This window comes from Streptomyces kronopolitis (assembly GCF_014646275.1).
In the GTDB taxonomy this organism is placed as follows: Bacteria; Actinomycetota; Actinomycetes; order Streptomycetales; family Streptomycetaceae; genus Streptomyces; species Streptomyces kronopolitis.
In genome coordinates, this window is record NZ_BMND01000005.1 from 164,183 (window position 1) to 181,925 (window position 17,743).

The window sequence follows — 17,743 nt, forward strand, 5'->3', positions numbered from 1 at the left end:
ACCATCGGCCGACGGAGAGTGATATACCACGGGCGCCGTCCGGTAGTTCGCGGTATGGATCCGCACAACTACCGGGCTACACGGTAGTTAGCCGGAGATGCCCAGGTGAGAGGCCATCAGACGCATGTCCTTCGTCAAGGTGCGCTTGCGGCGCTTGAGGATGTCCTCCATCAACTGCCGGGCAATCGACTGGTGCTTGAGCCACTCCGGAGCTTCGCCGCGGAGCGCCTTCAACTCATCCATGGCGTCTTGATGAGACCCCAGCAAGGCGTGCGCCCGAACGACGTCCAGGCGGTGCCTGTTCCAACTGCTGGGACTGGGGCGCCCGAGACGTCGCAACGTAGCTCCTGCCAGCGGTCCTTGATCAGAGTCCCGCAGCACCCCGCGAGCGTCGCGCATCAGCGACCTGTCCTCAATGGTCTTGACTGCCGCCGTTGCAGGGCCGAACGTGCCCCAGTGCGTACGGAAATTGGTAGCCTCGCGCCCCATCGCGGAAGCTGCGCTAGCAGCCATCCGACGGGCGTCCACGACGTCGCCCTTCCGACCGTTGCGCACTGCGGCGGAAGCGACTCGGAGAGCCAACTCTCCCCATACCGCCAGCTGGCCGGCTGTCGCCGTCGACATGCGGGGCTCCACGGCGTCCGCCGTCGTCACCGCGAGATCTTGCGCTTCGGAGAACCGGTCCTGTCGGAGGAGCAGCCAGCACAGTCCGACAACCCCCACGGCTGCAGTCGTCTGGTCCTCCGCTGAACGAGCATCACGGATGCCTGCGGAGAGTGCTTGGTACGCAAGATCGTACTGACGAACCTGAGTGAGGTACTTTCCCGTGACCAGGTGGGCACGCGCGTTCGTACTGAGCATCGCCCGGCGACAGTCATCACCTTCTGCGGCAAACAGAGCCGCCTTCGTCCCGGCCAGCACACCAGGCAGGCAGCGTGCCATTTCGTCGTACTCGTCGGCGTGGTAGTGGGCGTGGGCAACGTCAATCCGGCGTTCCAGATCCGTCCGGCTTGCCACCGTCACCGACTCAGCCGGCGCGTCGACGAGACCAACGGGCGGCATGAGCTGACGCCGCAAATCCAACAGGTAGCGGCGGTTGCCCTTGTCATCCGGCGCGGGATGCGGAGTGCCCGACGCGAAGAGTGCTTCTGTGTCCACACCCAAAGCCTCTGCCAACCGGGCAAAGGTTTCCATCCTGGCCGAACCACCTTGCTCAATGTTCGCCACGGTGGTGCTGGAGAGTCCCGCGGCATGAGCCAGGCCTTCTTGCGTCAGGCCCGACCGACGGCGGAGGGTACGGACGTTGTTGGAGATCTGCGCAGACATCGCCTCACCTACCTCGGTCCCAGCGTACTCGGGTGACGTGACACAAAAAGCCCCCGTCGGATGATCCCGACGGGGGCTTTCTTACTCATCCTTGCCGTCCCCACTCCGCCATGCGGAGGGTTGCGGCGCGACGCTCTTCCACCGCGACGCTCTTCCGCAGTGAGCGCCGGACTCTCGATCACGTGCCACCTGACGACCTGCCCGCTCCACGCGGTGCTCTCGCAGTCCCGCGGGTGCAGCCCATGGCGTCACGACGAGTCCTGAGCCTCTGCCACGCCACGACGAAGCCCCCGTGTACTCGTCCCGTGCGTGACGGGCATGCCCTGAACATCGCCGGGGCCGTGACGCACGAAGTGTTCCATCAATGCAACCGGCAGGCGGGTACTTCCTTCCCCACGCCATTCCGCCTCCCTCCAATCCGGGCATGCCGTACAGTCCACTCATTCGCGGGCAGGGGGCCCACATGAGGAATTCGGGGGAGCGCCATGCGCCCATCCATTCGCGTCGCCACATTGGCCGTAGGCGCGCTAATAACTGCCGTGCTGACAGCAGGGTGTTCACCCTTCAGCAAGGCCCCTGACGCCGCCCCTGCGGGCCCTCAGGGGGCTGCCGAAGGGAAAGCTGCAGACGCTGCCGTGGAGCCGTCAGAGACGCCTGCGAAGACTCCCCTCGTCGCCGTCGGCAAGTCCGGTACGTACACGGCCGAGGACAGTGCGACACACGTGAAAACGAAGATGCAGATCACACTGAAAGACGTGAGGACGGTGAGCCCCTCGGAGATCAACACGACGAGCAAGCCCAAGGGTCAGTTCGTCATCCTCACGCTCACCGTGAAGAACATCGGAAACAAGGACGGCGGCTTCCACCCGTACGGGCTGATGAAGTGGGAGGACACCCAGACCGCGGAGCAGGACGCTTCGACGCTGGAGAAGACCGACGTCGGCCAGGACGTCGATGCGACGTACCGGCCCGGTCAGAACGTCACTGGGGATGTCGTCCTTGACGTCCCGCGGATGGGCGGGAAGGTGAACTTCTACGACGGGCTGGCCGCTGCATCGCTCTCGTTCGAGCTGCCAGCCGACTAGCACGCATGGAAAAGCCCTGCCGCGGGGCCTCTCCTTCGCGGCGGGGCTAGCTGTGAACTGAGCAGACCACCCACCCCGCCCGCGCCTTCGCCGCCGTCTGGCCGCGGACCCCGCCCCCGGACCGGGCCGCGGCCGCACCCACTACAGCGTGACGGAGATCCCCACATGGGGCCGCCGCCCGCCGCGCACCAGCGCGCCGACGCCGTCCATCAGCCGGAACCGCAGCCCGTATTTGCGCGCCATCGCCTTGCGCACCCGGCCGAGCGCGGCGCTGCCCTCCAGGAGCCGGCCGGTGCCTTCGAGGCTCTGCGCGCCCTCGGCGATCCGCCCGCGCACATCGCACGGGGTGACGGTCACCCGCGCGCCGTTGCGCAGCCGCTTGACCTTCCCGCTGTCGTCCCGCGTCCACACCAGGAGTTCGCCGCCCTCGGCGACCGCCCAGACAGGGGTGGCCACCGGGGTGCCGTTCCTGCGGAAGGTGACCAGGCTGACGTACGGGCTGCGCGCGACCTCTTCGGGAATCATGAGCGCAGCCTAGGCCGTCGGTTCGCGGGCGGCCGCTACCGGTCGAGGACGACCAGCGGATCGTCCAGCACCGGCTGCCAGGCCAGCTCGGCAGCGCCGACCAGGCTGTTGTGGTCGAGCCCGCACGGCAGGATCGGCACCCCGCCGCTGCGGCCCCACAGGCTGCGGTCGGCGACGACCGCGCGCAGCCGCTCCGGGTCGGCCTTCAGCAGGTCGCGGTGGAGGCCGCCGAGGATGATGCGGTCGGGGTTGAGGATGTTGACGAGCCCGGCGATCCCGAGGCCCAGGCGGTCGATGAGCAGATCGGCCGCGGCACGGACGCCCGGATCGGCGTACTCGTCCCGCAGCAGATCGGCGGCCTGCTGGAGCAGCGAGACCTCGGGGCCCGGTTCGCGGCCCGCGGCGCCGAGGAAGGCGAGCGGGTCCGCCTCGACGTCCAGGCAGCCGCGGCTGCCGCAGTGGCAGGGCGCCCCTTCGGGGTTGACCGTCAGATGGCCGACCTCCAGTGCCAGGCCCGAACTGCCGCTGTGCAGACGGCCGTCGAGCACCAGCGCCCCGCCGACGCCGCGGTGGCCGGAGGCCACACAGAGCAGATCGCGGGCGCCCCGGCCGGCGCCGTGGCGGTGCTCGGCGAGCGCCATGAGGTTGACGTCGTTACCGGTGAAGCCGATCGCGTCGGTGACGCCCGGGATGCCGGCGTCGGTGAGCGCACGCAGGAACAGCGCGCGGACCGGGGCGCCCGCGGGCCAGGCGAGGTGCAGCGGGTTGAGGGCCTCGCCGTCCGGTTCGGCGACCGCGGAGGGCACCGCGAGACCGGCGCCGAGGCAGCGCCGTCCGGTCTCGCGCAGCAGCTCCGCACCGGCCCCGACGGCGTCGGCGAGCACGTGCGCCGGGTCGGCGGGGATGGTGCCGCAGCCGGTCGAGGTCGCCACGATGCGGCCCCCGAGGGCGACCAGCGCGACCCGGAACCCGTCGGCGTGGATCTGCGCGGCGAGCACGACGGGTCCGCGCTCGGCGACGAACAGCCGGTGGGAGGGGCGTCCTTGGGAGCCTGCCGAGGCGGTCGGCCGGGAGTCGACGGTGATCAGGCCGAGCGCTTCGAGCTCGGCGGCCACCGCCCCCGCGGTGGCGCGGGTCACGCCGAGTTCGGAGGTCAGGACGGCGCGGGTGGGCGCGCGTCCGGTGTGTACAAGCTCCAGTGCGGGGCCGAGTGCGCCACGGCCCCGCTCCAACCTGGTTGTCCGAGTCTGGGTCACCCCTCTATTCTGACTTTGTGCCGACACTAAACAAAATACGGGCCGCCCTGACCCCGCACCGCGGCCCGTTCCCCACCGATCCGCACCTCACCCCGCTCCGCGTCGCCCTCACCGCGTTCTTCGCCATGGACGGCTTCCTCTTCGCCGGCTGGGTCGTCCGGATCCCCGCGATCAAGGCGCAGACGGGCGCCGGGGCCGGGACCCTCGGACTCGCGCTGCTCGGCGTGTCGGCCGGCGCGGTCGCCTTCATGATGCTCACCGGGCGGCTGTGCCGGCGGTTCGGCAGCCACACCGTGACCACCGCCTCCGCGGCCGCCCTCGCGCTGAGCATCGTGCTGCCGCCGCTGACCCACTCGGCCACCGCGCTGGGCCTGGTCCTGCTGGTCTTCGGCGCCGCCTACGGCTCCCTCAACGTCGCGATGAACAGCGCGGCGGTCGACCTCATCGGCGCCCTGCGGCGCCCGGTGATGCCCAGCTTCCACGCCGCCTTCAGCCTCGGCGGCATGCTCGGCGCCGGGCTCGGCGGGCTGGTCGCGGGCAGCCTGTCCCCCACCGTCCACCTCGTGCTCCTCGCCGTGCTCGGACTGCTGGTGACGGCCGTCGCGGGACGCGCGCTGCACGTCCACCCGGCTCCGGTCGTCCCCGAGCGGCGCCCGGCGGCCGCGGAGAGCCGGCCGTCGGGCGGACGCGCGGGGCTGCGCCTGGTCGTCGTCTTCGGGCTGATCGCCCTGTGCACCGCCTACGGCGAGGGCGCGATGGCCGACTGGGGCGCACTGCACCTCACCCAGGATCTGGCCGCCGGCCCCGGGACGGCCGCCGCCGGCTACGCCGTCTTCGCGCTGGCGATGACCGTCGGACGGCTCTCCGGGACCGCTCTCGTCCAACGCTTCGGCGCGGCCCGGGCGCTGATCGCGGGCGGGGCCACGGCTACCGCGGGCATGCTGCTGGGGGCGCTCGCCCCCACCGTCTGGGCGGCCGGTGCCGGCTTCGCCGTCGCGGGCCTGGGCCTGGCCAACATCTTCCCCATCGCCATCGCCCGGGCCGGCGAGAGCGGCGGCGCGGACGGCGTCGCCGTGGCCTCGACCGTCGGCTACGGCGGCATGCTGCTCGGCCCGCCCGCCATCGGCTTCCTCGCGGAGGCCACGAGCCTGCCCCTCGCCCTGACCACGGTCGCCCTGCTCGCGGCGGTCGCGGCCGGCATCGCCTACCTCACCCGCGGGGCGCACCACGCCGGAACCGGGAGCGGAACCGGAAGCCGGTGAGGCGGGTGGAGGCGCGAGGGGACGCGCTCCGCCGTGCATCGTCGCGTGGCGTGGCGTGCTGCGGCGTGGCGAGGCATGGCTCGTCGTGTGGCGTGCGGGGGGGCGGTGGGGCGCCTCGTCGCACGGTGTCCCGATCCCAGCCGAACTCCGGGTGGTTGAGTCCGCAATGACCGCTTCTGCGCTGGTCAGAGCGGGTGGCGGTGGGTAATGGATCATGGCGCAGGCCGGCCGGGAACGGGACCCGCGCGGGTCCGTTGTCAGTGCCGGCTGGCACACTCTGGGGCATGGAGATCACCGAGTTCGTCGAAACGCTGCGACTGGACGGAGGCCTGCTCGCCGATGCCGCCGAGGAGGCGGGTCCCGATGCCCGGATTCCGGCCTGCCCCGAGTGGCAGATGCGGGATCTGGTCAGTCATATCGGGCGGGTCCACCGCTGGGCGACGGAGTTCGTGACCCAGGGGAAGGACCAGCCGGGCTCCTTCCCGGAGGCCCCCGATCTGCCCGACGGCGAGCTCGTCGGCTGGCTGCGCGAGGGCCATCACCAGCTCGTCCTGGCCCTGCACTCCGCCCCGCAGGACCTGGCGGCCTGGACGTTTCTGCCCGCCCCGTCCCCCCTGGCGTTCTGGGCGCGCCGCCAGGCACACGAGACCTCGGTGCACCGCGCCGACGCCCAGCAGGCGCTCGGCGCGTCCCTCACCCCGCTGCCGTCCGCCTTCGCCGCCGACGGCATCGACGAGATCCTGACGGGCTTTCACGCCGGCGACCGCAGCAAGCTCCGCACGGACCTCCCCCGCTCGCTGCGACTGCGCGCGACGGACTCCCCCGGCGCCGAATGGACCGTCCAGCTCTCCGACGCCCCGCCGCGCACAACGCGCACGATCGAGGGCCCCGAGGCCGCAAAGCCGGTGGACTGCACGATCGAGGGCCCGGCCGAGGAGCTGTACCTCGCCCTGTGGAACCGTCTGCCGTGGGACGCACTGAAGATCACCGGCGACGAGACCCTGCCGCAGCTGTGGCGGGAGCGCGGAAGCATCTGAGGAGGGGGCCCGGGGGGCGGGCGTCCGGGGGCGGGGCGTCCGGTCACGGGAACACGTCCCGCTGCCCGGCTGCCCCACTGGCTCGCCCCTCTCCCCGGGAACGCCGTCCCTCCCGGTCAGCCCGGCCAGCTGGGTCGCACCAAACCCGAACTCACAGGCCAGGACGACCAGTTGGGGCCCACCCTCAGGCGCCCGGCTTCATGCAGGGTGCCGCCGACATGGGCTTGAGTCCACGCGAGAGCATCGCCGCGCCCACGTCGGCCGTGCGTTCCCTACACGGTCGCTCTGGACCACACCCGGCCCTGATGGCGTCAGCCCGGCGCCGCGGACGGCCGTACTCCCGGGGGGGGGTACGGCCCGCCCGAAGGCCCCCGTCCGCCGCTCACCCCCGGTCCATCGCCTCCAGCGCCCGCCGGGCCACCGGGCGGGTGCGGACGATCTCGGCCAGGGTGGTGTTGCCGCGGGTGATCTTCGCGAAGGTGTGCCAGGCGGGGCGGAAGCCCGTGATCGCGGCGTGCAGCAGGCCGGGGCGGCGGGTGAAGACCTGGAGCATCCGGCGCCCCACGCCCATCTCCACACCGAGGCCCGCCTTGATGGCGAAGGCGTAATTGAGGGCCTGGCGGCGGGCGTCCACCGCGTCGTGCGCCTCGGAGACCCGTACCGCCCACTCCCCCGCGAGCCGCCCGGACCGCAGCGCGAAGGAGATGCCCTCGCGGGTCCACGGCTCCAGCAGCCCGGCGGCGTCCCCGCACACCAGCACCCGGCCGCGGGACAGCGGGGAGTCATCGGCGCGGCAGCGCGTCAGATGCCCCGAGGAGATGCTCGGCTCGAAGCCGGCCAGGCCCAGCCGGCCGATGAAGTCCTCCAGATAGCGCTTGGTCGCCGCGCCCTCGCCGCGGGCCGAGATGACACCGACGGTGAGGGTGTCGCCCTTGGGGAACACCCAGCCGTAGCTGCCGGGGATCGGTCCCCAGTCGATGAGCACCCGGCCCGCCCAGTCCTCGGCGACCGGCGGCGGCACCGGAATCTCCGCCTCCAGGCCCAGGTCGACCTCGTCGACCTTGACCCCGACATGGCCTCCTATACGGCCCGCGCTGCCGTCCGCGCCGACCACCGCACGGGCCAGCACCACCTCACCGTCGCCCAGCACCAGCGCGACGGTCCGCCGGTCCGGCACCTCGGCGCCGTGCTGCTCCACCCGGGCGACCGAGACACCGGTGCGGACCGTGGCGCCCGCGTCCTTGGCCGACTCGACGAGCCGGGCGTCGAACTCGGGGCGGTTGATCAGCCCGAAGAGCATGTTCTTGGAACGTCGGGTGCGCGTCAGCCGGCCGTTCAGCGAGAACGTCACCGCGTGCACCCGGTCCCGCAGCGGCAGCTCGAAGCCGGGCGGCAGCGAGTCCCGCGAGGGGCCGATGATGCCGCCGCCACAGGTCTTGTAGCGCGGCAGATCCGCCTTCTCCAGGAGCAGCACCCGGCGTCCCGTGCACGCCGCGGCATGCGCGGCCGAGGCGCCCGCAGGCCCCGCGCCCACCACCACGACGTCCCACACCTGCTCGTTGTCCTCCGTTGTCCGCTCGCTGCTCACCTGTGCTTCTGCTCCCGTTCGATGGCTGGCTGGGCGTACCGCCCGCATCCTACGGGCCCCTGTTGGACGTGGGGCCTGTGGGAAGATCGGGGGCACTGATGTCCGTACGTCCGGTCCGTCCGGCTCACGAGGCCGACACGGCCCGTACGCACAACGCCGCGCCCACAAGGAGCGTTCCATGTCTGACCGTCCGCTCGCACAGACCGTCGCCGCACTGCAGCCGCGCGCCAGGACAGAACTGGCCGAATTGGTGGCCTTCAAGTCGGTCGCGGACCCGGCCCAGTTCCCCCGGAGCGAGTGCGAGGCGGCCGCCCGGTGGATCACCGATGCGCTGCGGGCGGACGGCTTCCAGGACGTGGCGCTGCTGGACACCCCCGACGGGACCCAGTCCGTCTACGGCTTCCTGCCCGGCCCGGCCGGCGCCCCGACGGTCCTGCTGTACGCGCACTACGACGTGCAGCCGCCGCTGGACGAGGACGCCTGGCTCTCCCCGCCGTTCGAGCTGACCGAGCGCGACGGCCGCTGGTACGGCCGCGGCGCCGCCGACTGCAAGGGCGGCCTGATCATGCATCTGACGGCGCTGCGCGCGCTGAAGGAGCACGGCGGGGTGCCGGTCAACGTCAAGGTGATCGTGGAGGGTTCCGAGGAGCAGGGCACCGGCGGTCTGGAGCGCTACGCCGAGGCCCACCCCGAGCTGCTGGCCGCCGACGCCATCGTGATCGGCGACGCCGGCAACTTCCGGGTCGGCCTGCCGACGGTGACCGCCACGCTGCGCGGGATGACCCTGGTGCGCGTCCGGGTCGACACCCTGGAGGGCAATCTGCACTCCGGCCAGTTCGGCGGCGCGGCCCCCGACGCGCTGGCGGCGCTGATCCGGATCCTGGACTCGCTGCGCGCCGAGGACGGTTCGACGACGGTGCAGGGCCTGGCCGCGGACGCCACCTGGGACGGCCTGGAGTACCCGGAAGCCGAATTCCGCAAGGACGCCAAGGTCCTGGACGGCGTCGGGCTGCTCGGCGGCGGCACGGTCGCGGACCGGATCTGGTCCCGCCCGGCCGTCACCGTGCTGGGCATCGACTGCCCGCCCGTGGTCGGCGCCACGCCCTCGGTGCAGGCGGGCGCGCGGGCCCTGGTGAGCCTGCGGGTGCCGCCGGGCACGGACGCGGTCGAGGCGACGAAGCTGCTGACCGCGCATCTGGAGGGCGCCGCCCCGTGGGGTGCGCGGGTCGCCGTCGAACAGGTCGGGCAGGGGCAGGCGTTCCGCGCGGACACCGGCAGCCCGGCGTACGCGTCGATGGCCGCGGCGCTGCGCGAGGCGTACGACGGCGAGGAGATGCAGACCGCCGGAATGGGCGGCTCCATCCCGCTGTGCAACACCCTGGCCGGTCTCTACCCGGACGCGGAGATCCTGCTGATCGGCCTGAGCGAGCCGGAGGCGCAGATCCACGCGGTCAACGAGAGCGTCTCGCCGCAGGAACTGGAGCGGCTCTCCCTGGCGGAGGCGCTGTTCCTGGGGCAATACGCGAAGAGCCGCGGCTGAGGTCCTGATACGCGGCGCCCGTCCCTCCCCGCGGGCTCACCGGGAGGGACGGGCGCCGCGGCCGGCCGGGATGCCCGGTGGCGCCCGGTCGTTGCGGCGGGTGGTCAGCCGACGGGGACGCCCGCCTCCAGGTGGAGCGGACAGCCCTGTTCGCGGGCGCGCAGCGCCCAGCGCAGCCGGTTCCAGCGCACCGGCGGCAGCATCTTCTCGGCCTCGGTCTCGGTGACGAAGCGCCAGTCGCGCAGTTCGGAGCCGGGCAGCAGCAGCTTGCCGATCCGGTCGTCGGTCAGCGTGCCGCCGTCGAAGAGCAGCCGCATTCCGCCGAAACCTGGCGGTTTGGGGGCTTCCCAGTCCAGCACGAGCAGCCGGAGCGCGCCGGGCAGTTCGATGCCGAGTTCCTCGGCGACCTCCCGCACCCCGGCGCGTGCGGGGGCCTCGCCGCGTTCCACGACGCCCCCGGGGAACTCCCAGCCGGCCTTGTAGGTCGGGTCGACGAGCAGCACGCGGTCCTGGTCGTCGAAGAGCAGCACCCCGGCCGCGAGCGTCTCGGCGGTCGGTTCGGGGGTCTGCACGATGTCGCAGGCACCGGCGCCGGTCCGGACGGCCTCGGCGACCTGCTCGGCGGTCTGCCGGGGCGTGAGCCGACCGGTGTCGACGACATGGGCGTCGCCCCGCAGCCAGGGCAGCGCGTCGGCGTAGGGGCCCAGGTGGGCCAGGCTCCACCGGCGCGTCGACGCGGCGGCCCTGGCGTCCTCGGAGGCCTTCTCGCGCTCTGCTATTCGGTCCCGCAGGATCGTTTCCTCCGCGTGCACGAGCACATGCCGTACGGGAATCCGGCGGGCGGCGAGGGCCCCGAAGATCTCGTCGCGATACTCCTGCCGCAGCAGCGTCATCGGCGTGATCAGCGGACCCGGCACTTCGGTGAGCAGTGCCGCGGCGGTGTCCACGACCATGCGCCGCCAGGCCGGCAGATCCTGATAGTCGCTGATCCCCTCGAACCGCTTGGCCGGCAGCATCAACCGCAGTCCGCTGCCCAGGAGTTCGGGGTCGTAGAGCGTGCTTCCGGGAAGCAGGTCGAGCAATTCTTGAGCCGCAGTGGTCTTGCCCGCACCGAACGTGCCGTTCAGCCAGACGATCACGGTTTCCCCTCTTCCCTAGACCCAGGTGAGTTGCCCGGAACACCCTGCCACGGAAAGTCCGGGGACAGGGGCCGCGCACAGGACCGGGAACGTAGCGCATTCGACCAACGGCGCGGCCAGGGAGACTTCGCGCACCCATGGACGAGCCGATCGCGAAATGCATCGCGCGGAGGATACCGGTCACCGATCCCCGCCGCGAAGCCCCCGGCAAACAAGCGCTCCCCAGCCCCTCCAGAACCGAAACCCTCCCCCGCGGACCGGATTCCCGGGCCCCGGCGGCCGACCCGTCCCGCATATGACGGCGGCCCATGGGCGGTCGACGGCCGCTTCCGCACGGTCCGCCGGCACGTGCCCGCCCCGGCCCCGGGCGGGAAAGGGAATGCCTCGGGAGCGGAGCGGAAATTCCGGCTTCAGCGGGAAGGCAATGGGCGTCAGCGCACGGCGATATGAGGTGGTTCCAGGGCGGCTTGGGGGACATTCGGAGGCGATTTGGGGGCGCCATCGGAGGAATAGCGGCCGGTAATGAACTCGGGGCGAAGGAAGCCGCGATTTCGCCAACGCCGTGCAGCGACGGCAGCCACCGGGAGGAATTCACCGTCCTTCCGGAGCAGTTACCGGAAGGCGGTTGGTGGACGCACGGAAGGTATACAGAGGGAGAGTGACCTGCCGGTATTGCATCCGGAACGTCCACTCCGCGGCGGATGCCGAACGCCGGGCATTCCGCGTGTGGAGTGTGCACCACCGTCACCGGAATGCGGACGGGGAGGCGGATACGGGGGGACGGTATGGCGGCGGATATGGAGGTGAGTTCACAGGTGAGCCGCCGGGCAGCGGAACTCCTCCACGCCACCGACCGCGAAAGGCGGCGCGCGGGGGCAGGACCCCGGGAACGGTGCAACGGGCGATCGGGCCGGGCGCAGAATGCCCGGACCGGCGTGGGTGCCGGAGTGAGTGCCGGAGTTGGCGCAGACCTGTCGGCGGCGGGGGAAGGGCGCGCGGGCGGCCCACGAGCCGACCCGGCCCCCACGGACCGAACGCCCCGGGTCACCCTCCGACCAAACCAAACAGAACCAAACGCGAATGGCGCGATCCTGCCCCGAACTCCCCGCAAATGCCGGCGGTTTGCCCATCACAGAGGAAACCCAGCCACCCCTCTTCCAACAGACTCCAACAAGCTCTACCGTAAACACCCCTCAGCGATCGGTCGCGACCCCACCCACCTCTCGCGAAGACGGAGGACGCGAAGCATGCGCGTTCATATCCGCACCACCCACCGGCGAGGTCACCGAAGAATCGTCGGAGCGCTGTCCGCCGCGCTGCTGTGCACGGCAGGGGTGACCGCCCTGCCCGCCGCGGCCCGCACCCCCGACGCCGCGGCCCCCGGCACCGCCTCCACCAGCGACACCCCCGCGCCCCGGCTCCCCGGCGGGCTCGCCAAGACGCCCCCGATGGGCTTCAACAACTGGAACTCCACAGGGTGCCGGGCGGAGTTCAACGAGGAGATGGTCAAGGGCATCGCCGACCTCTTCGTCCGCAAGGGCCTGAAGGACGCCGGCTATCAGTACGTCAATCTCGACGACTGCTGGGCGCTGCCCACCCGCGACGGGAACGGCAAGCTGGTGCCCGACCCGCACCGTTTCCCGCACGGCATCAAGGCGGTGGCCGACTATGTGCACTCCAAGGGCCTGAAGTTCGGCATCTACACGAGCGCCGGCATCAAAACCTGCAACCCGGCCGGATTTCCCGGCGGGCTGGGGCACGAGACCTCCGACGCCCAGCAGTTCGCCGCCTGGGGCGTGGACTACCTCAAGTACGACAACTGCAATAACCTCGGCGTGGACGCCGAGCAGCGGTACCGCACCATGCGCGACGCGCTGAAGGCCACCGGGCGGCCCATCGTCTACAGCATCTGCGAATGGGGCGAGAACAAGCCCTGGGAGTGGGCGTCGGACGTAGGGCATCTGTGGCGCACCACCGGCGACATCAGTGACTCCTGGGCGAGCATGCTCGGGATCGCCAAGCAGAATCTGCCGCTCGCCCCGCACGCCGGGCCCGGGCACTGGAACGACCCGGACATGCTGGAAGTCGGCAACGGCGGGATGACGGACACCGAGTACCGCAGCCACTTCTCGCTGTGGTCGATGATGGCCGCCCCGCTGCTGATCGGCTCCGATCTGCGCAGGGCGACCCCGGAGACGTTCGCGATCCTGTCCAACAACGACGTCATCGCCGTCGACCAGGACGCGCTGGGCGAACCGGCCACGGTGCTGGCGTCGGATTCCGGCCGCTGGACGCTGGTCAGGCAACTCGCCGGCGGGGACCGGGCGGTGGCGCTGTTCAACGAGTCCGACCAGCCGCAGCGGATCTCCACCACCGCCGCGGACGCGGGCCTGCCATCAGCTGCCGGCTACCGGCTGCGCGACCTGTGGCAGCACCGGGACACCCACACCACGGGAACCGTCTCCGCGACCGTGCCGGCACACGGCACCGTCGTCTACCGGGTCTCCGCCGACCCGCGCTGGGCCAACTACCCGCCGGCCGTCGAGACCGGACTCGACCACACCCCGCTGATCGAGGACGGCACCGCCGCCGACCTCCGCTCGACCGTGCGCAATCTGGGCGGCACCCCCGCCACGCAGCTCACCGTGGCGTTCGAGGCCCCGCACGGCTGGCACGTCGAGGCCGTCTCGCCGGCGACGTCGCCTGCGCTGCCCGGCGGGAAGACGCTCACCACCCGCTGGAAGATCACCGCGCCGGCCGGCACCACGCCCGGCGCCTACGAGCTGCCGCTCACCGCCCGCTACCGCTCACCCCGCGGCGAGCGGATCAGCACCACGCTGCCCGGCACCGCCCATGTCGTGGTGCCACCGCCGTCCGGGACCTCGTACGCCGCCGAACTCCCCTGGCTCACCGCGGACAACGGCTGGGGCCCGGTGGAGCGGAACACCAGCGTCGGGGAGCGCGAGGCGGGCGACGGCAGACCGATCAGCGTCGGCGGCACCGGCTTCGCGCACGGCCTGGGCACGCACGCCGCCAGCGCGGTGACCTTCTACACGGGCGGGCGGTGCTCGGCCTTCCACGCCCGGGCCGGTGTCGACGACGAGGCCGGTGACCGGGGCTCGGTGAGCTTCGAGGTCTGGGCCGACGGCAAGCGGGTCGCCCGGACCGCCACGGTGACCGGCGCGCAGGCCGCCACCGACGTCAGCGCCGCGCTCACCGGCGCGCAGACCGTCCGCCTCGTCGTCACGGACGCAGGAGACGGAATCGACTACGACCACGCGGACTGGGCGGACGCCGAGTTCAGCTGCTGACAGGCGAGTTGACGCGGAGGGCGCCCGGCACGGAGCGGGCCCCCACCGTGCGGTCCGGCCCAACAGGCCGGACCCCACGCCCCGTTCGCCCCGTCACCTCTTGGACACTTCGGGGCGCGGTACGGCCGTCGGCGCGAAGGCTTCGAGGCGGGACTGCTGGGCGGCGGCCGCGGCGGCCCCCACCACACCGGCGTCCGTGCCCATCTGGGCGGGGACGACCGTCAGCCCGGAGACGAACGACAACGTCGCGTAGTCGCGCAGGGCCGCCCGCAAGGGAGCGAAGAGGACTTCCCCCGCGCCCGCGACTCCCCCGCCGATGACGGCGATATCGATCTCGACGAGCGTGGCGGTGGCGGCGATCCCGGCGGCCAGCGCCCGGGCGGCCCGCTCGAAGGAACGCACGGCAATGGGGTCCCCGGTGCGCGCGGCGGCGGCGACGGCTGCCGCGCTGGCGTCGCCGCCGGGGCCCGGCATCCAGCCCTGGGCCAGCGCCCGCCGGGCGATGTGGGGGCCGCTGGCGATCCGCTCCACACAGCCCCGGGCGCCGCACGGGCAGGGGTCGCCGTCGAGGTCGACGCTGATGTGGCCGATGTGCCCGGCGTTGCCCGTGGGGCCCGGGTGCAGCCGGCCGTTGAGCACGAGTCCGCCGCCGACCCCGGTGGAGACCACCATGCACAGCGCGTTGGCGTGGCCGCGGGCGGCGCCCTGCCAGTGCTCGGCCGCGGTCATCGCCACGCCGTCGCCGACCAGCACGACCGGACGCTCCCCGACGAGCGCCCGCACCCCGGCGACGAGCGGGAAGTCGCGCCAGCCGGGGATGTTGACCGGGCTGACGGTGCCGGCTGCGGCGTTCACCGGGCCCGCGCTGCCGATGCCGACGGCCGCCACCCGGGCCCAGTCCGGCGCCGCGGCCAGCTCACCGACCACCTCGGCCACCGCACGCATCACGGTGGCCCCGTCCTTGTCGGCGGGGGTGGGCCGGGCGGCCCGTGCGAGCAGCGTGCCGCGGCCGTCCACCAGAGCGCCGGCGATCTTGGTACCGCCAATGTCCAGCGCTGCGCTGAGGTCCGTCTGCATCGGTGATGAATCTCCTGGTGGGCCCGGGAACCGGGGATATCGGCCCGGCGTGAGAACGCCAGTCTTCCGTTGATTGACAACGTTGTCTAGAGGCTATGCTCGACGCCATACCTCGACGCCGAGAGAAACAGGACCGCACACCGTGACCGACACCGCGCGGGGCACGTCCCGCCGCTATGGCACCCGGCCCACGATGAAGGATGTCGCGGCACGCGCCGGCGTCGGCCTCAAGACGGTCTCGCGTGTGGTCAACGGCGAACCCGGCGTCACTCCGGACACCGAACGACGCGTCCAGGAAGCCATCACCTCCCTGGGCTTCCGCCGTAACGACTCCGCCCGGATTCTACGCAAGGGCCGTACGGCCAGCATCGGCCTGGTGCTGGAGGACCTCGCCGACCCGTTCTACGGACCGCTCAACCGCGCCGTCGAGGAGGTCGCGCGCCGCCACGGCGCACTGCTGATCAACGGCTCCAGCGCCGAGGACCCCGCCCGTGAGCAGGAGTTGGTGCTGGCGCTGTGCGCACGGCGGGTGGACGGACTGGTCATCATCCCGGCCGGCGACGACCACCGCTATCTGGAGCCGGAGATCACGGCCGGGATAGCGACGGTGTTCGTGGACCGCCCGGCCGGCCGGATCGAGGCGGACGCCGTGCTCTCCGACAACTTCGGCGGCGCCCGGGACGCGGTCGCCCATCTCATCGCGCACGGCCACCGCCGGATCGGCTTCATCGGCGACCAGCCGCGGATCCACACCGCACGGGAGCGACTGCGCGGCTATCACTCCGCGATGGCCGCGGCCGGACTCCCCGTCGACGATTCCTGGGTGTCGCTCGGCTCCACCGCGCCCGACCGGGTGCGCGCCGCCACCACCACGATGCTGGATGCGCCCACACCGGTCACCGCGGTGTTCGCGGGCAACAACCGGGTCACCGTCACCGCCGTCCGGGTGCTCCGCGAACGCCCGCGCCCGGTGGCGCTGGTGGGCTTCGACGACTTCGAGCTGGCCGATCTCGTCCGGCCCGCGATCACGGTCGTCGCCCAGGACCCGGCACACATGGGCCGCACGGCCGCCGGGCTGCTCTTCCGCCGCCTCGACGGCATCGAGGACCCGCCGCGCAGCACGGAGATCCCGACCCGTCTGATCGCCCGCGGCTCGGGCGAGATCCCGCCGTCGGAGAGCTGAACTCCCGCTTCGCGCCGCGGTCGACGCTCGCCCGGGAAGCCGCCACCGCGAGCGCCGCGCCCGGCTGACGCTACGTCATAGCGGTCGTCGGCCGGCCCGCGAGGGCGTCCAGGTCGGCGCGGGTCAGCCCGGTCAGGCGGGCGACCTCGCCAGGGTCCACCGCGCCGCAGTCCAGGCCGCGCAGCAGATAGCCGCTGAGGGCCTTGGCGGTGGCGGGCTCGTCCATCACGTCGCCGCCCGCCTTGGCGACATACGCCGCCAGCCGGGCCGCGGCCTGCTCCAGGCCCTCGCGGTAGAAGGCGTAGACCGCCGCGTAACGGGTGGGCAGATGGCCGGGGTGCATGTCCCAGCCCTGGTAGTAGGCCCGGGCGAGGGAGCGGCGGACCAGCTTGTAGTGCAGCCGCCAGGCGTCGTGGACCCGCTCCGTCGGGCCGACCGGCAGCACGTTCGTCGAGCCGTCGGAGAGGCGGACGCCGGTGCCCGCGGCGGCGACCTGCATCACGGCCTTGGCGTGGTCGGCCACCGGGTGGTCGAGGGACTGGTGGGCCGCGCTGACCCCGCAGGAGGCGCTGTAGTCGAAGGTGCCGTAGTGGAGCGAGGTGGCACGGCCCTCGGCGGCCTCGATCATGCGGGCGACGGTGGCGCGGCCGTCGGCCCCCAGGATCGACTGGGTGGTCTCGATCTGGATCTCGAAGCCGATCCGGCCGCTCGCCAAACCGTGCGTCTGCTCGAAGGCCTCCAGCAGGCGGACCATGGCGGTGACCTGCTCGGCGTAGGTGACCTTGGGAAGGGTCAGCAGCAGGCCGTCGGGCAGGCCGCCGGCCCGCACGAGGCCGGTGAGGAAGATGTCCAGGGTGCGGATGCCGCGGTCGCGGACGGCGGCCTCCATGCACTTCATCCGGATGCCCGTGTACGGGGGCGCGGTGCCCTCGCGGTGCGCGGCGGAGACCAGGGCGGCGGCGCGGGCCGCGGCCTCGTCCTCCTCGGCGTCCGGGCGGGAGCCGTAGCCGTCCTCGAAGTCGATGCGCAGGTCCTCGACCGGCTCGCGGGTCAGCTTGGCGCGGACCCGGTCGTACACCTCGGCGGCGAGCGTGTCGGGGAGACCGAGGACGGCGGCGAGCGCACCGGCGTCCGGGGCGTGCGCGTCGAGGGCGGCGAGCGCCTGGTCGCCCCAGGAGCGCGCGGTCCCGGCAGTGAGGGCGTCGCCGGGGACATAGACCGTGTGGACCGGCTGCCGGGTGCCGGGGTCGCCCGGGTAGCGCCGTGCCAGATCCGCGTCCACCTCGGCGAGGGCGGCGCCGATGCCCTCCCGTACGGTGTCCGCGAGGCTCGTCGCCACGGTCTCCTGCTGCCCCATTCGGTACCCTCCCGGTGCATCCGCCCGACACGCGAGCGCTTTCCGCTCAATGGAATC

At 72.4% G+C, this 17,743-nt stretch carries 13 protein-coding genes; 6 read left to right on the top strand and 7 right to left on the bottom strand.

Features of this window, described 5'->3' with window-relative positions; translation table 11 throughout:
- Positions 1 to 87 precede the first annotated feature (87 nt).
- Positions 88 to 1,326, bottom strand: coding sequence for a helix-turn-helix transcriptional regulator (locus IEY78_RS08700; protein ID WP_189097027.1), 1,239 nt, complete (start codon positions 1,324 to 1,326; stop codon positions 88 to 90).
- A gap of 539 nt (positions 1,327 to 1,865) precedes the next feature.
- On the opposite strand from IEY78_RS08700, the gene IEY78_RS08705 reads away from it, so the two are divergent.
- Positions 1,866 to 2,411: a DUF4352 domain-containing protein gene (locus tag IEY78_RS08705; RefSeq protein WP_189097028.1), complete on the top strand. Its 546-nt coding sequence runs from the start codon at positions 1,866 to 1,868 to the stop codon at positions 2,409 to 2,411.
- A 141-nt stretch (positions 2,412 to 2,552) separates the two neighbouring features.
- On the opposite strand, the gene IEY78_RS08710 is transcribed toward IEY78_RS08705, so the two are convergent.
- Positions 2,553 to 2,936, bottom strand: a complete 384-nt coding sequence (locus IEY78_RS08710; protein WP_189097029.1) for a PPOX class F420-dependent oxidoreductase — start codon at positions 2,934 to 2,936, stop codon at positions 2,553 to 2,555.
- Between the two features lie 35 nt (positions 2,937 to 2,971).
- Positions 2,972 to 4,192 carry an ROK family protein gene (locus tag IEY78_RS08715; RefSeq protein ID WP_189097030.1) on the bottom strand — a complete coding sequence of 407 codons (1,221 nt, stop codon included), beginning with the start codon at positions 4,190 to 4,192 and terminating at the stop codon, positions 2,972 to 2,974.
- A 17-nt stretch (positions 4,193 to 4,209) separates the two neighbouring features.
- Here IEY78_RS08715 and IEY78_RS08720 point away from each other — a divergent pair, with 17 nt between their 5' ends.
- Positions 4,210 to 5,454: an MFS transporter gene (locus IEY78_RS08720; protein WP_229699793.1), complete on the top strand. Its 1,245-nt coding sequence runs from the start codon at positions 4,210 to 4,212 to the stop codon at positions 5,452 to 5,454.
- Between the two features lie 284 nt (positions 5,455 to 5,738).
- Positions 5,739 to 6,491 (top strand): maleylpyruvate isomerase family mycothiol-dependent enzyme, encoded by a 753-nt coding sequence (locus IEY78_RS08725; RefSeq protein WP_189097031.1) that lies wholly within the window; start codon positions 5,739 to 5,741, stop codon positions 6,489 to 6,491.
- Positions 6,492 to 6,873: 382 nt separating this feature from the next.
- On the opposite strand, the gene IEY78_RS08730 is transcribed toward IEY78_RS08725, so the two are convergent.
- Positions 6,874 to 8,079, bottom strand: a complete 1,206-nt coding sequence (locus tag IEY78_RS08730; protein ID WP_189097032.1) for a geranylgeranyl reductase family protein — start codon at positions 8,077 to 8,079, stop codon at positions 6,874 to 6,876.
- A gap of 178 nt (positions 8,080 to 8,257) precedes the next feature.
- Here IEY78_RS08730 and IEY78_RS08735 point away from each other — a divergent pair, with 178 nt between their 5' ends.
- Positions 8,258 to 9,619: a dipeptidase gene (locus IEY78_RS08735; protein ID WP_189097033.1), complete on the top strand. Its 1,362-nt coding sequence runs from the start codon at positions 8,258 to 8,260 to the stop codon at positions 9,617 to 9,619.
- Between the two features lie 104 nt (positions 9,620 to 9,723).
- Here the strand turns inward: IEY78_RS08735 and IEY78_RS08740 are convergent, their stop codons facing one another.
- Positions 9,724 to 10,758 carry an NUDIX hydrolase gene (locus tag IEY78_RS08740; protein ID WP_189097034.1) on the bottom strand — a complete coding sequence of 345 codons (1,035 nt, stop codon included), beginning with the start codon at positions 10,756 to 10,758 and terminating at the stop codon, positions 9,724 to 9,726.
- 1,247 nt (positions 10,759 to 12,005) lie between these two features.
- On the opposite strand from IEY78_RS08740, the gene IEY78_RS08745 reads away from it, so the two are divergent.
- Complete coding sequence (locus tag IEY78_RS08745; protein WP_189097035.1) at positions 12,006 to 14,069, top strand: NPCBM/NEW2 domain-containing protein; 2,064 nt, start codon at positions 12,006 to 12,008, stop codon at positions 14,067 to 14,069.
- A 93-nt stretch (positions 14,070 to 14,162) separates the two neighbouring features.
- Here the strand turns inward: IEY78_RS08745 and IEY78_RS08750 are convergent, their stop codons facing one another.
- Positions 14,163 to 15,146, bottom strand: coding sequence for an ROK family protein (locus tag IEY78_RS08750; protein ID WP_189097036.1), 984 nt, complete (start codon positions 15,144 to 15,146; stop codon positions 14,163 to 14,165).
- A 142-nt stretch (positions 15,147 to 15,288) separates the two neighbouring features.
- On the opposite strand from IEY78_RS08750, the gene IEY78_RS08755 reads away from it, so the two are divergent.
- Positions 15,289 to 16,329, top strand: a complete 1,041-nt coding sequence (locus tag IEY78_RS08755; protein ID WP_189097037.1) for a LacI family DNA-binding transcriptional regulator — start codon at positions 15,289 to 15,291, stop codon at positions 16,327 to 16,329.
- 70 nt (positions 16,330 to 16,399) lie between these two features.
- Here IEY78_RS08755 and IEY78_RS08760 read toward each other — a convergent pair whose 3' ends face one another.
- Positions 16,400 to 17,686 carry a DUF6986 family protein gene (locus IEY78_RS08760; protein WP_189097038.1) on the bottom strand — a complete coding sequence of 429 codons (1,287 nt, stop codon included), beginning with the start codon at positions 17,684 to 17,686 and terminating at the stop codon, positions 16,400 to 16,402.
- Positions 17,687 to 17,743: the final 57 nt, after the last annotated feature.